This is a genomic window from Limosilactobacillus oris (assembly GCF_025311495.1).
Lineage (GTDB): Bacteria > Bacillota > Bacilli > Lactobacillales > Lactobacillaceae > Limosilactobacillus > Limosilactobacillus oris_A.
In genome coordinates, this window is record NZ_CP104398.1 from 1805585 (window position 1) to 1818371 (window position 12787).

At 36.2% G+C, this 12787-nt stretch carries 12 protein-coding genes; 10 read left to right on the plus strand and 2 right to left on the minus strand.

The features are described from left to right. The first annotated feature begins 17 nt into the window (after positions 1-17). The 9 genes from N4599_RS08975 (at position 18) to tnpC (ending at position 9425) form a co-directional block, all read left to right on the plus strand. A complete protein-coding gene (locus N4599_RS08975) occupies positions 18-779 on the plus strand; it encodes a DUF4422 domain-containing protein (protein WP_260899198.1) in 762 nt (253 codons plus the stop codon). A gap of 20 nt (positions 780-799) precedes the next feature. After that, positions 800-1729 carry a glycosyltransferase family 2 protein gene (locus tag N4599_RS08980; RefSeq protein WP_260899200.1) on the plus strand — a complete coding sequence of 310 codons (930 nt, stop codon included), beginning with the start codon at positions 800-802 and terminating at the stop codon, positions 1727-1729. A gap of 208 nt (positions 1730-1937) precedes the next feature. Then, positions 1938-2732 carry a DUF4422 domain-containing protein gene (locus N4599_RS08985; RefSeq protein WP_260899202.1) on the plus strand — a complete coding sequence of 265 codons (795 nt, stop codon included), beginning with the start codon at positions 1938-1940 and terminating at the stop codon, positions 2730-2732. Between the two features lie 318 nt (positions 2733-3050). Further along, a complete protein-coding gene (locus N4599_RS08990) occupies positions 3051-4430 on the plus strand; it encodes a DUF6056 family protein (protein WP_260899204.1) in 1380 nt (459 codons plus the stop codon). 203 nt (positions 4431-4633) lie between these two features. Then, positions 4634-5740: a glycosyltransferase gene (locus tag N4599_RS08995; RefSeq protein ID WP_260899206.1), complete on the plus strand. Its 1107-nt coding sequence runs from the start codon at positions 4634-4636 to the stop codon at positions 5738-5740. A gap of 91 nt (positions 5741-5831) precedes the next feature. Further along, positions 5832-7079, plus strand: coding sequence for a DUF6056 family protein (locus N4599_RS09000; RefSeq protein WP_260899208.1), 1248 nt, complete (start codon positions 5832-5834; stop codon positions 7077-7079). Between the two features lie 203 nt (positions 7080-7282). After that, positions 7283-7471 carry a hypothetical protein gene (locus N4599_RS09005; RefSeq protein ID WP_260898847.1) on the plus strand — a complete coding sequence of 63 codons (189 nt, stop codon included), beginning with the start codon at positions 7283-7285 and terminating at the stop codon, positions 7469-7471. Then, the gene (gene tnpB / locus N4599_RS09010; protein ID WP_260898845.1) at positions 7461-7817 is read left to right on the plus strand and encodes an IS66 family insertion sequence element accessory protein TnpB; all 357 of its coding nucleotides are present in this window, start codon (positions 7461-7463) and stop codon (positions 7815-7817) included. Before N4599_RS09005 ends, tnpB begins: the two co-directional genes overlap by 11 nt. Positions 7818-7883: 66 nt before the next feature. After that, complete coding sequence (gene tnpC / locus N4599_RS09015) at positions 7884-9425, plus strand: IS66 family transposase (RefSeq protein WP_260898843.1); 1542 nt, start codon at positions 7884-7886, stop codon at positions 9423-9425. A 176-nt stretch (positions 9426-9601) separates the two neighbouring features. On the opposite strand, the gene N4599_RS09020 is transcribed toward tnpC, so the two are convergent. Next, entirely contained in the window at positions 9602-10633 is a 1032-nt protein-coding gene (locus N4599_RS09020; protein WP_260899210.1) for an acyltransferase, read from the minus strand. Between the two features lie 78 nt (positions 10634-10711). Continuing rightward, positions 10712-11671, minus strand: a complete 960-nt coding sequence (locus N4599_RS09025; RefSeq protein ID WP_260899212.1) for a glycosyltransferase family 2 protein — start codon at positions 11669-11671, stop codon at positions 10712-10714. A gap of 151 nt (positions 11672-11822) precedes the next feature. Between N4599_RS09025 and N4599_RS09030 the strand changes: the two genes are divergently transcribed. Next, positions 11823-12749 carry a glycosyltransferase gene (locus N4599_RS09030; RefSeq protein WP_260899213.1) on the plus strand — a complete coding sequence of 309 codons (927 nt, stop codon included), beginning with the start codon at positions 11823-11825 and terminating at the stop codon, positions 12747-12749. The last annotated feature ends 38 nt before the right edge of the window (positions 12750-12787 follow it).

Here is a 12787-nt window from a genome sequence, read left to right on the forward strand (position 1 = left end):
GAGATAGGAGTACGATTGTGGACGTTAAAGTATTAGTGGCTGCGCATAAGAACTACGCGATGCCAAAGGATGACTTGTATTTACCGGTTTTTGTCGGCAAGGAGCTTCACCCGGACGTTAACCAAACTTTTCAAGGGGACAACACGGGGGATAACATCTCCGCTAAAAACCCGACCTATAATGAGCTGACCGCTATTTACTGGGGCTGGAAGAACCTGGATGTGGATGCAATGGGTCTGGTTCACTATCGCCGCTACTTGAGTATGAACCACCGCAAGAGTTTGGACAGTGTACTTAGCAAGGAACAGGCAGTAAGTTTACTGTCCAACCATGATATTATTTTACCGCCCAAGCGTCGTTACTTTATTGAAAGCAACGAGTCTCATTACCTGCATGCCCACCACCACGAACCTTTTGAAGTGATGCGGCGGGTGATTGCGGACAAGTATCCAGACTACTTGCCTTCCTTTGAAAAGGTCATGAAGCGGACTTGGGCGCATATGTTTAATATGTTCGTGATGAAAAAACAACCGTTAGATGAATACTGCACATGGATGTTTGACATACTATCTGAGGTAGAAGCGCAGACGGACATTAGTGATTACTCAGTTTACGAAAAGCGGGTCTACGGTTTCTTGAGTGAACTCTTACTCGACGTTTGGCTAGATCAGCATCCACAATATTCGACTGTTGAAGTCAAGTACGTCTTCATGGAGCATACCAACTGGTTTAAGAAGGGTGGCAAGTTCATCCTGCGTAAAATTACGGGACATGCTTAGTTTTTCGGGGAGGTTTTAGTGTGGCGAAACTATCGATTGTGGTTCCCTGCTATAATGAGCAGGAGACCATTCCATTATTCTATCCGGCAGTCGAAAAAGTAGTTCGGCAAATGCCGGTGGAAACTGAGTACTGGTTTGTCAATGATGGTTCGTCTGACCAGACCTTGGCAGAGTTGCGGAAGCTGCATGACCAGGATCCAGAACGAGTTCATTATGTATCATTCTCCCGAAACTTCGGTAAGGAGGCCGGCCTATATGCTGGTCTTGAAGCGACAACCGGGGATTACGTGGTCGTCATGGATGCCGACTTACAGGATCCGCCGGAATACCTGCCTGAGATGTATCAGGAAATTTCATCAGGCGAGTATGACTGCGTGGGGATGCGGCGGACGGACCGTAAGGGAGAGGCAAGGTTTAAGTCCTTCCTCAGTAACCAGTTCTATAATGTTATCAATAAAATTTCGGATACCAAGATTGTTCCCGGCGCCCGGGACTATCGAATGATGACCCGGCAGATGGTTGACGCGGTGCTTTCCTTAAAGGAGTATAACCGTTTTTCAAAGGGCATTTTCAACTGGGTCGGTTTCAAGACTAAGTACCTACCCTACAAGAATGTCGAGCGGGTGGCCGGGACGACGGACTGGTCGATGTGGAAACTGTTTAAGTATGCCATCGATGGGATTACCGATTTTTCCGAGGCGCCGCTATCAATTGCCACTTGGATTGGTGGTTTCTCTGCTTTTATCGCCGTAATCGGTATTATCGTGGTAATTATTCGCCATTTTGTGGCACCGGATGGCAGTGCCTTTGGCTGGGCATCGCTGGTTTGTATCATGCTTTTTATTGGCGGCGTCCAGCTCTTCTGTCTAGGAATTGTAGGCCGTTATATCGGTAAAATCTATATGCAGACGAAGAAACGACCGATTTATATTGTCAAAGAGAAAAAGTAGAATTTAATGATTTAAAAAGTGGGTTTTAACAGGTTTGCTAAAACATATTGTGAGAAATACCTGCTTAATTAAAGTAAACCAGCCTAACAGTGAAAATATCACTATTTTCAATAGCCAAGTATACAGTTGTTGGAAATGAATTGGGTTATTTGGCAGAAATTTTGTTTCTCTTGCCAGCATAAAAAAGTAATAATTAGGTGAATGAAAAATGACAATGTATGTAATAACACATAAGCATTTTGATTATCAAAAACTTGGTGATGGATATACTCCTTTACTGGTTGGAGCAAATAAGAACGCCAATCCTGATAATTTCCTGCAAGATAATGACGGAGAAAATATTTCTAATAAAAATTCTTCATTTTGTGAACTAACTGGACTTTACTGGATGTGGCAAAATAGAAAAGATCAAGCAATTGGGTTATCACACTATCGCCGTTACTTTTCAAACTATACTACTTTTAATCAATTGTTTTTTAACGTTTTGGTAAAAGGGGAAGTTAATCCAATTTCAGTTTCGCAATTGGATAATTTGCTTGAAAAGTATGATTGGATAGTTGCTAAGCCGCAATTGTGTGGTGTTGGAACTCTTTGGGAACAATTTGCCCGGTTTCATCATGAGAATGATATGGTGACAGTGCAGAAAGTAATAGCTGAATTGTCTCCTGAGTATCTTCCAGCATTTAAACATGTAATGAGTCAGAAACGGGCTTCGTTTTATAATATGTTTTACACGAGCAAAGTAGAACTTGATAGTTATGCTAGTTGGGTATTTTCAATTTTATTTGAAGTAGAAAAAAGAGTAGATATTTCTACTTATGACACCTATCAGCAACGGTTATTTGGTTTCTTAGCAGAACGACTTTTTAATGTTTGGCTATATCATCGTAAGCCTAAGTTAAAGTACTTGGTTGAGTATAATAATGAGTTGACAAATCGTGGTTGGGCGGCACGGCAGATTAGGCACGAAACTTTGGGAAAATTGAAACCTAGGAATGAATAATTCTAATGATTATCTTTGCTAATAATAGTGATTTCTAAATATTATTTAGCTTACAAAATTATCAACTAAAATTTTTTATACTAAATCACATATGTTCTTTACCTATGGGAATGTATGTGATTTTATTTGAAGAATTTGTGGTGTCGAGGATACTATTTAGTAGTATTAAGACTATTCTTTAGTAAAGAATAAATTGTAATTAACATTTACAAGAATTTTGAGTAAAAAATAATTATACATTTTATTGCCCTGGAACCAACATTGCTGAAATAGTATTTTGTATTTCTTAATGAAACAGCCAATCCTTGGGAGGATAATATGCGAAAAAGACTTTCAATTGGACTAGTATATTTGTTTGTTTTTTGTATAATAGCAACATTTTTGTATAAGGCACCACTATTCGGAGACGATCTTGCAAACACAAGAACATTTACTGGAGGAATTAATCTAGGCAAGGATTTTAATCTTGTTTATAACCAATATTACAATTGGTCCTCAAGAACATTGGTTAATTTCGTAATGTTTTTCTTTGAAAGCACTCCGAAAATTGTTTTCTGTATCGTAACTGGAATTTTGGTATGCTTAACAATATATGTCATTAATTATTTTGTCAATACACCACATGCCAGGTTTGTTGACTTTATGATTGTCGTGTTAGCAATTTTGACTTTTCCAATTATTTATATGTATACGGCTGGCTGGATTGCAACAACAACGACTTATTTTTACCCAATTGCATTCTCTCTTATAGCATTATATTTAACGTGTCAAAATGTTCAGTCTAGAGTAAAAAATACATTAGTAAAAATTGTTGCTTTTGTATTATGGTTATACTCATTTAATAATGAACAATTAGCAGTTACTGCCTTGCCACTGGTTTGTATAGCTGTGGTATGTGAATTTAAGAAAAAAAGAGAAGTTTCTAATGCTGGAATAGCGTTTCTGGCCATAACGCTGAATTTAATCTGGATGATTTTTAGTCCGGGGAATAAACTAAGAACAATCAGTGATTATCATTATTTCCCTGGCTTCAGGCAATTATCGGTTATCAATAAGCTTGATATGGGAATTCTTAGTACAGTTCAGCATTATTTTTTTGGAATGAATTTACCTATATTGATTTTCGCAATTTCAATGGTTTTCGTTACATTGAGTTTGAAGAAGGAAAAAGGTGATTTACTTCTTGGACTCATCCCCTTTGCAATTTTAGTATTTAGTAATGGTTGCCGTTTTTTGTCGTCGATGGTTAATCGTGGAGCTTCATTTTTTGTGATGAATCAAACCGGTTTTCTGACCAATTTTTGCTACTTTTTGAAAGCAGCTATTTTTCAATATTTTATTAGTATAATTTGGTTAGTTATTACAATTATTTGGTTGAATAGAAATTTGAAACAGGCTCAAGAAAAAGTGGTTATATTTAGCTTGTTATTTGGAGGATTATTATCTCGTTTAATGATGGGATTTACCCCAACGATTTACGTTTCGGCAAGTAGGACTTGTACTTTTCTAACTTTTATTTTTATACTTTTATCTGTATACCTATTGTGTGAATATTGTACGCAGACGTTTAAACAATTTTCTATTGGAGTATTATCAATTTGTATTGCTTTTAATGCTTTTGTGACATTTTTGCTTCTTTCAAGAGGAAGGCAGTTAATTGAATTATGGACTGCTTGGAGTTTTCTTAAAAATCCTTAACTTCTCAAATGCGATTTGTTAATAGCACAACTAGTTAATTAATTGCTACTGTTATCGATAGGTTGGTAGAATAATCAAAAAGAGTGCTGAAACTGATCTTCCTGTTAAATATTAATGCAAACTATTAGCTTTGTAAGCATTACTTAGTAGTTTCTTTGAATGAGGGCATGAATATTAGCTTCAATTAAGTTAAAGGGGAAAAAATGAAAAAGAGGATTTTAGTTATTGGAGATTTTATTAGTGGTAGCGGATTAACTCAGGTTGTTTTCAACGTATTTGGCCGCTTTCCGACTAGTAAGTATGAAATATCAGCAGTTGGCTATGGTAGTGATCCCGAGAAATTAACAGACAAAAAATGTAAGAAATTGGGATGGAAACTTTATAGGGTCGTCCCGGTTACTAAAAAACCTATTAACCACTGGCGATGGTGGAAAGAGTTCTTTAAAGAACATTCATATGATGCTGTCTATTTTAACTATTCTTCTTCTTGGAACTATCTTCCGGTGGTTTATGCTCGACGGTACGGTAAGGTAAAAAAAATTATATGCCATTCCCATAACTCGTATTTTAGTCATGAATTTTCCAGTAAAATTTTGATGAAGATTTTGACAACAATCAATAACCACGGAAGAAAGATTTTTCAAAAGTATGCGGATGCTAAGATTGCTACCTCAAAAGAAGCGGCTATGTGGATGTTTGGTGAAACTAAGGATGTTATCATAAGTATTAATGGTATTGATATTCCTAAATTTGCTTTTTCTGCAACGAATAGAGACAGCATTCGCGAGCAACTGGGGATCTCGAAAGACACCCAATTGGTTGGCTTTGTGGGAGTCCTTCAGCAACGAAAAAATCCAATATTTGCCTTAGAAGTATTTGCAACTTACCATAAGGATAATCCAAATAGCAAGTTTCTAATGCTTGGCAAGGGACCGTTAAAAGGGCAAGTTAGTGAGAAAATTAAAGAATTGGAATTACAGGATAGCGTGATTCAATATGATTTTGCTGCTGACGTTAACAGATGGTATTCTGCAATGGATGCACTACTTTTTCCAAGTATGTACGAGGGTCTTTCTTTAGTGGCTTTGGAGGCACAAGTTAGCAACTTGCCAATTCTAGCTTCTAATACAAATGTTGACGATGTTTTCGCTACTAGCTGTATCAAAAAAATGCACGATATGAATGGTGAGACATGGACTGTTGCGTTAGAAGAAGCGTTAAAGAGTAAGAAAAATAGAAATTACCTAGATGATAACATTATGAAATTTAGTGTCGATAATCAGTCAAAGGAAATAGAAAAGTTAGTATAACTTAGTATTTGAAAGGAGTAATAATAGTGAAAAGATAGGTAAAATCAAGTGGGGGGGGCTCAGTGCATACCTCCTCGCCTTATTTGGAATAATGTTTGCTTGGAGCTATAAGACTCCATACATGAATGATGATTTGTATTTTGCAAATGCAAAATGGGGCGCCTTATTTAGTTTAGGTGTTAATGACTACCTTGGCAGCAATGGACGAATCTTTGGACAAACCTTTACAAGATTTATTTTGTCTAAAGGGGTGTGTTTCTCTAGTTTATGTACAGCGGCCTTGTTTATCGCTCTGTTAATTATTCTATTTTATTTATCGCGGTCGATAACCAAGAACGTAATTTGTTCTCCTCGGATTATTGCTATTACTGTAATGGTATTTCTATTTACGCCTTCATTTGGAAGTGTATTTCTTTGGCGCGCCGGGGTTGGTAATTATTTAGCGATGGCAGTGATGGAACTGTTATTCCTTTTGCTGATTTATCATCCCATTTCAAATCAGATCTTGAGCTATATTTTGGTAATCGGCTTAGGCTTTATAGCAGGCTGGGGGAATGAGAATACTTCAGGTGCGATAATTCTTATTTGCACGTTACTGTTAGCTAAAACTTATATGCAAAATCATAAAGTTCCATTAGCGCCATTATTAGGAACGCTTAGCGCAATTAGCGGATTTGTCTTCTTATTACTTTCTCCCGGTAGTCAAATTCGATTAAAGGTGTCTGTTTCGGGTTATTCGCAACTTAGCACATTCGCCAAGTTACGGCGAGGGATTGCAATGTTTATTGATTACTTTACAAGTACGTTTCCGCTTTCACTGGTATTTATTTCAATGGTAGTAGTTGTTCTTGTTGTTTCTATGATGTTTTGGAAACAAAATAGCTCATTTTGGGATGGCTTGATTTTTATTATTGGTGGAGTTGCTTCTGCGATGGTAATGATTATTTCACCCTCAGGAACTGATGCCGGAAGAACGTATTTAGGTTCTTTTCTTTTACTATTAACAGGAATGATGCTTCTAGTACCACAGAATTTAGAAGGTCAAAGGGGACTAAAGTGTCTATATCTTTGCACCGTTTCTGTGATGACTATCATGTGCTTCTTTAGTGTTGCCAAGGGTATTCAGGAATCAGATGTGCTAAACAATCAATTAAGGGCCAGGTATTCTTACATTATGCGATCTAAATCCAAGGAAATTAGGGTAGAACCTGTACACTATATAAATAATAACTACTCACTCTCAACTGCGTATGCAGAATTGACTTCTCCTAGGGATTCTCAAGCATTTCCAAATAATTGCTATCAGGTTTATTTCAACCGAAGCGTCTATTTAAAATAAAAATAGTAATCCTATACATTAGATAATGACTGGTATTACAGATACTTAAGAAAAGGTCAACCAATCTATATCATAAGTTTGATATAAGTTGGTTGACCTTTTTAGTTACAGACATAGACTGTAAGCAGTCAATAACAACACGTCTATGAATTATTCAATGTGCCTTCTATACTGAGACTATCCCAGTGTAGGAGGCATTTTTGATGGAAGAAAAATCTGAAATTATTACCCCAGTTTTTAAAAGTAAGGATACCTTTAATAAAAGCAAACGCATGGCCTCGCGGCCCGCAGTAAAAATGGAAGTTAATGATATAAGATTAACTGCTTTCCGCGGAGCTAATCCTAATTTGGTAAGTGAAATAGCTAAGGTGATTGTTCGTTATGCTCATTGATTGGACGGTCCCGGATTATGTCTATCTGGTATGCGGTAAAACGGATTTAAGAAAAGGCATTGATGGTTTAGCAATGGTTATCGCTGAGAACTATGGACTTGAGCTATACAATAATTCTTTATTTCTTTTCTGTGGAAGTAGAAATGATCGGTTCAAAGGATTATTTTGGGATGGTGAAGGATTTATCCTTTTGTACAAACGCTTTGAAAATGGCCGACTTAAGTGGCCCAGGTACAGTCAGGAGGCAAAACAACTATCCAGCAGACAAGTTAAGTGGTTATTAGCAGGACTTAATCCGCTTCCGGTAAAGCAAATTAAGCCTGCCAAACCCGGTAGTTTTTATTAGATCACTCCTTTTTAAAATGATGGTTCTTTGGTATAATATCAAGGACATCAAAGGAGGTGACGCACGATGACTGATTCAGCCGAGAAGAGAATTAAACAGTTAGAAGAACAGTTGGCAGAAGCAAATAAGAAAATTGCCCAATTAATGGCAATTATTAAGCTTCAACAGAATCAAATGTTTGGGAAAAAAACTGAAGTTATTGATAAAGTAGCTGAGGGCCAACAATCACTTTTTAATGACCAAATCTTAAATCAGCTACAAGACAGCGATGTATCAATCACTGAAGTGATTGAACAAATACCAAGGAAAGTAGTGCGTCACCGCAAGCCCAAGGCAAGTGGTCAACGGACTACTTTTTTGAATAATTTGCCTCAAATTAATCATGTTATTCACCTTGAAAGTAACCTTTGTCCAGATTGTCATCAAGAAATGAAACTAATTGGAAAACATCTGTATAGTCGTGAACCAAAACTAAAGCCAGCAGAACTTTTATGTGTAAACTACTATCAGGAAAGTTATCGCTGTAAAACGTGCCACCGTCGTGGTGGCGATAAAATTGTTAGTAGTAAGATGCCACAGAGTCTCTTACCGCATAGTTATTTTTCCAGCTCAATTTTAGCGAAAGTGGCGGAATATAAGTTTAACTTGGCGTTACCATTTCATCGCCAAATTAAGCTCTGGCAAGCCTTAGGTTTGCCAGTCAAAGGGCGCCAATTAGCAACTAATATTATCAAAGTAAGTCAAACTTATTTAGAGCCCCTATATCAACGGCTACTTAATCTAACTAAGCAAGAGGCGGTTATTCATATGGATGAAACACCGTTTAAAGTAATCGATGAGCGTAATGAAACCAGCTACTTCTGGGTAACTAGAACTACCGAAGAGTTTAGTAAGCATCAAATTGCGTTGTTTCATTATTTTAATACTCGTTCGGGTAAAATAATCGGTAAGCTTATGGGGCACAATTACAATGGAGTTATTATGTGCGACGGCTATGGTGGTTATAGTAATCGACTATATCCTAGGGCAAAGTTTGGTTCATGCCTGGTTCACATTCGTCGTGAGTTTTACCGAATAACACGGCTACTGAAAAAGGAGCAGTTGAAGCATTCCAAGGCTTATCAAGTGCTAAAATTGATGCGTCCGATTTTTTATTACGAAAATCGGTTAAAGTATCATAATCAAATTGAAAAGCTTCAACAACGAAAGTTGTTGGTTAAGCCTTTAGTAGACCAACTGTATGATTATCTGGAAGAAATTAACTTTCCCCAGGGTCAATTAAAAGCAGCCATTAATAATGCCTTGAAACTTAAAAAGCGAGTATATCGAATCTTTGAAAATGGACAAATTCCATTGACCAATAATCCGGTGGAACAAACAATCAGACCATCAACTCTGATTCGTAAAAATAGTTTATTCGCTAAAAGTATTGATGGTGCACAAGCCAGTGCAGTTTACTACAGCTTAACTGCCACTGCAAAATTAAATCATTTGAATATCTATAAGTATTTTAAATACTTATTTGATCACCTACCAAACCGCGAGGACGAAGGCCTCGAGGCTTATTTGCCATGGGCAAAACAAGTACAAAGAAATTGTCATGAATAAACAAGAAGGCGTCCAAGACTAGATCAAAAAGATTCGGCCTTGGACGCCTTTTTGTCAATACGTATCAATAACGACTGCTTACCATAGACTTGAATTAGAATTAAGTTAAATCATCTTTCAGTAGCTATTTGAGACTGCTTATAGGGGCCGTAGCTTTTAAAAAATAGGTCTGTAGATTACGGCAAAATTGTACGAATCATTTTTAATTTTCGCATTTCGTAAATAAACAATGTGCCAAATAAATAGATAAATATTGGCATAATAATAATATGAATATAGCTTGTATTATTGATGTGTAACAATGAGTCGAACGCTCTATAGAACATAATATGTAATACATACATACTGAGACTGCAGCTAGACGCCTTGAATAAAAAAGTATGGATAATGGGTTTATTCAAAAATCTCCAATCAGCTAGTTTTTTAAGCAAGAGATACATTGCCGTAGAATATAACATTGGTGCAGTATTATTTAGTGATGTACGTGTTCCTAGCCAAAGGATTTCAACACAAGATATTCCCAATGTTAGTAATCCCACAATGATAAGAACATTTTCCTGGAATTTTGTGAAGTAGCTTTCTTTGATTAAATAGCCTAACAAACAATATGGAAGGAATATCATTAATGTAAAGTTGAAAAATTGATTCTGTAAGTTGACGTGTAAAATGGTACCTAAGTACTTAGAAGTATCATTAAATAGGAAAGATAAAATTACCAAGAAAAATAAGTAATTTTTGTGCTTTTTGGCGGCTAAAGAAATAACAGGCAATGCAAGGTAAATGGCCATGATTGCATAAAAAAACCAAAAGATATTATTAATGTTGTTAGTAATTAACTTTAACAAGAAATCTTGAATGCTGGGATGAGAGACCAAAAGCGGGCCTGGTTCAAGTGGCCCAATCGCAAACTTTTGATCATAAAAGTAATAAATAATGCTCCAGATTAGAAATGGAACGAGTACTCTTTTGACTCGTCTAAGCATAAATGTTCTTGTTGTTTGTCGCTCACGGTAATTAACTAACATGGCACCCGAATTCATAAAGAAAATGTATACCGCAGGAATAAAGATGGCTTGAATAACCTTGCAAACAATAGTACGTGTTGAACTAGGATCCCCGCTGAATGATAATTGCGATGAGTGAAGCATTAGGACGCTAAAAATGGCAAAACAATTGAGTAAATCAATATATAGGTATCTTTTTTTCATAAATTACCTTTCTTCAGTTGCTGAATAGATAGAACGCAGGTGGAGATTCAATTACAGAAAGTCAATATTACTTTTAATTTACATGTGGTTGAGCTGTAAATGACTAAAACCCCGGTACTTGCACAGAATCATGTAACTAAATAATAACCTACCTTTTAAATGGAGCCTTTTTGGTGGTAGCGTTATTATTAATTTCAATCGATTTATAAAGGAACAGTTGCCAAGGAGTTTAACATAACCATCGAGGTACTGTTTGTTAACTCCAGTTACCTGCTTAGCAAACAATTTTTGGAATTCTTGATCCATTAAAAACATTTTTAACATAGCTTTTTCTTCACTTTGCAAGTGAAGCGCGCGGGAGGAGAGAGTGAAGAGGTTATTTTTCTTACTTCCCTCGACATTATCACCATGTTGACGATACAGGATGGTAGGTTCTTTGATATAAATGAGCTTGCCGATTGCAGAAGTTATTAAGGCAATCCACCAATCATGAAGATAAATCTTATCAATATTAGTTAAATCTAATTTAAGTTTAGTTTTTAGCTGCTGGTTAATCATCATCGTACAGCCAGTAACACAATTTCCAAATAAGAAATGAGGAAAGTCGAACCAGATATTGCCGTTATTCATCAATCTAAGGGGGATAAGTTCTTTGTCCACTACTTGAAGTTCGGTGAAAACACATGCCGGTTGATTGGCATTATTCTTTTCCTTCATTGCTTTAACGGAAAGTGATACTTTATTTTTTTGCCAAACATCATCCTGATCGCTGAACATATATAAATCAGCCGAAGTTTCACTTAGTAATTGTAAAAAAGACCTATTAATACCAATATTCTTAATGTTATCTTGATTAAAGAATGTTATCCTTGTATCTTTTTCAGCATATTTATTAATGATTTTAGGGGTGTCATCTGTAGACCCATCGTCCCGAATATATAAGTGCCAATCGGGATAAGATTGGTTAATGATCGATTGGATTTGCTCTTCCAAATACTTTGCACCATTATATGTTGACATTAAAATAGCAACCGTCACTGAGTAACACCTCATTAATATTATACTTGTTTTGTTTTGTAGAGAATAAGTCTAGTATAATGGATAACGATTGAATTTTTCAATTTAGAATAGAAAATAATATTAGCTATGACTTGATATGAATATGTCAAAAGTAAAAAGGAGTATGTTAATGAAACTATCAGTAGTAATATCTTCTTATAATGGCGAAAAATATATTGAGGATCAGTTGAAATCAATTTTAAGCCAAGAGCGGCCTGCGGATGAGGTCTTGATACGGGATGATGGTTCAACTGATAACACTGTTGAAATTGTGCATCAATTTATTAGAACTCATCATTTAAAGAATTGGCGAATTGAAGTTAACCAAAAAAATCTAGGCTGGCGAGAAAATTTTGTGAAAGGGATGCTTGAAGCTCAAGGTGAGCTGATATTTTTCTGCGACCAGGATGACGTGTGGCACAGTGATAAACTGAAGATTATGGAAAATGTGATGCAAGCTAATCAACAGATTAATGTTCTGGCTTCTAATTATCAGAAATTGTTGGAAAATGAGCTGGGTGATGTAGGACCATATCCGGCCGGACATCAGGTCAAGAAAATTGAGCTCTATGATAATTATATGTTTGTTAAAGCACCTGGGTGCACTTATTGTGTTAGAAAAGAATTTGGACAAGCAGCAGCTACGGTTTGGAAGGCAGAGTATCCACATGACGAGTTGGTATGGAGCTTAGCATTATTTACGGATTCCTTATACTTATATACCAAACCCTTGATTAACTGGCGTCAACATACTACAAGTGCCTTTTCAAAAGAAAGTAAATCACTCAAGTCAAAAAGTAAAAAATATCAATGGCTTGAAACTTCAAAAAAGTTTAATGATTCAGTGAAAGAATTCTTAGCTGAGTATAGTGAACATATAGCTAATGAGAAAATCAAGCTGCTAGAATCTACTGACAAGTACCTGAAATTGCGTGAAAAATTCTATGATAGTAAGAATCCAATCTATGGATTGCGATTGTTAAAGTATTGGGGCCTGTACCCACGTTATCGTCAATACCTTGCTGACTGGTATTTGGTGTACTTTAATCATAACTAAAAAGATGAGGCTGAATTATCAGCCCCATCTTTTTTGTC

Coding starts and splice junctions, on each gene's coding strand:
- N4599_RS08985 (WP_260899202.1), top strand. CDS start 1,938: ATGACAATGTATGTAATAACACATAAGCATTTTGATTATCAAAAACTT.
- N4599_RS08990 (WP_260899204.1), top strand. CDS start 3,051: ATGCGAAAAAGACTTTCAATTGGACTAGTATATTTGTTTGTTTTTTGT.
- N4599_RS08995 (WP_260899206.1), top strand. CDS start 4,634: ATGAAAAAGAGGATTTTAGTTATTGGAGATTTTATTAGTGGTAGCGGA.
- N4599_RS09000 (WP_260899208.1), top strand. CDS start 5,832: ATGTTTGCTTGGAGCTATAAGACTCCATACATGAATGATGATTTGTAT.
- N4599_RS09005 (WP_260898847.1), top strand. CDS start 7,283: ATGGAAGAAAAATCTGAAATTATTACCCCAGTTTTTAAAAGTAAGGAT.
- tnpB (WP_260898845.1), top strand. CDS start 7,461: ATGCTCATTGATTGGACGGTCCCGGATTATGTCTATCTGGTATGCGGT.
- tnpC (WP_260898843.1), top strand. CDS start 7,884: ATGACTGATTCAGCCGAGAAGAGAATTAAACAGTTAGAAGAACAGTTG.
- N4599_RS09020 (WP_260899210.1), bottom strand. CDS start 10,633: ATGAAAAAAAGATACCTATATATTGATTTACTCAATTGTTTTGCCATT.
- N4599_RS09030 (WP_260899213.1), top strand. CDS start 11,823: ATGAAACTATCAGTAGTAATATCTTCTTATAATGGCGAAAAATATATT.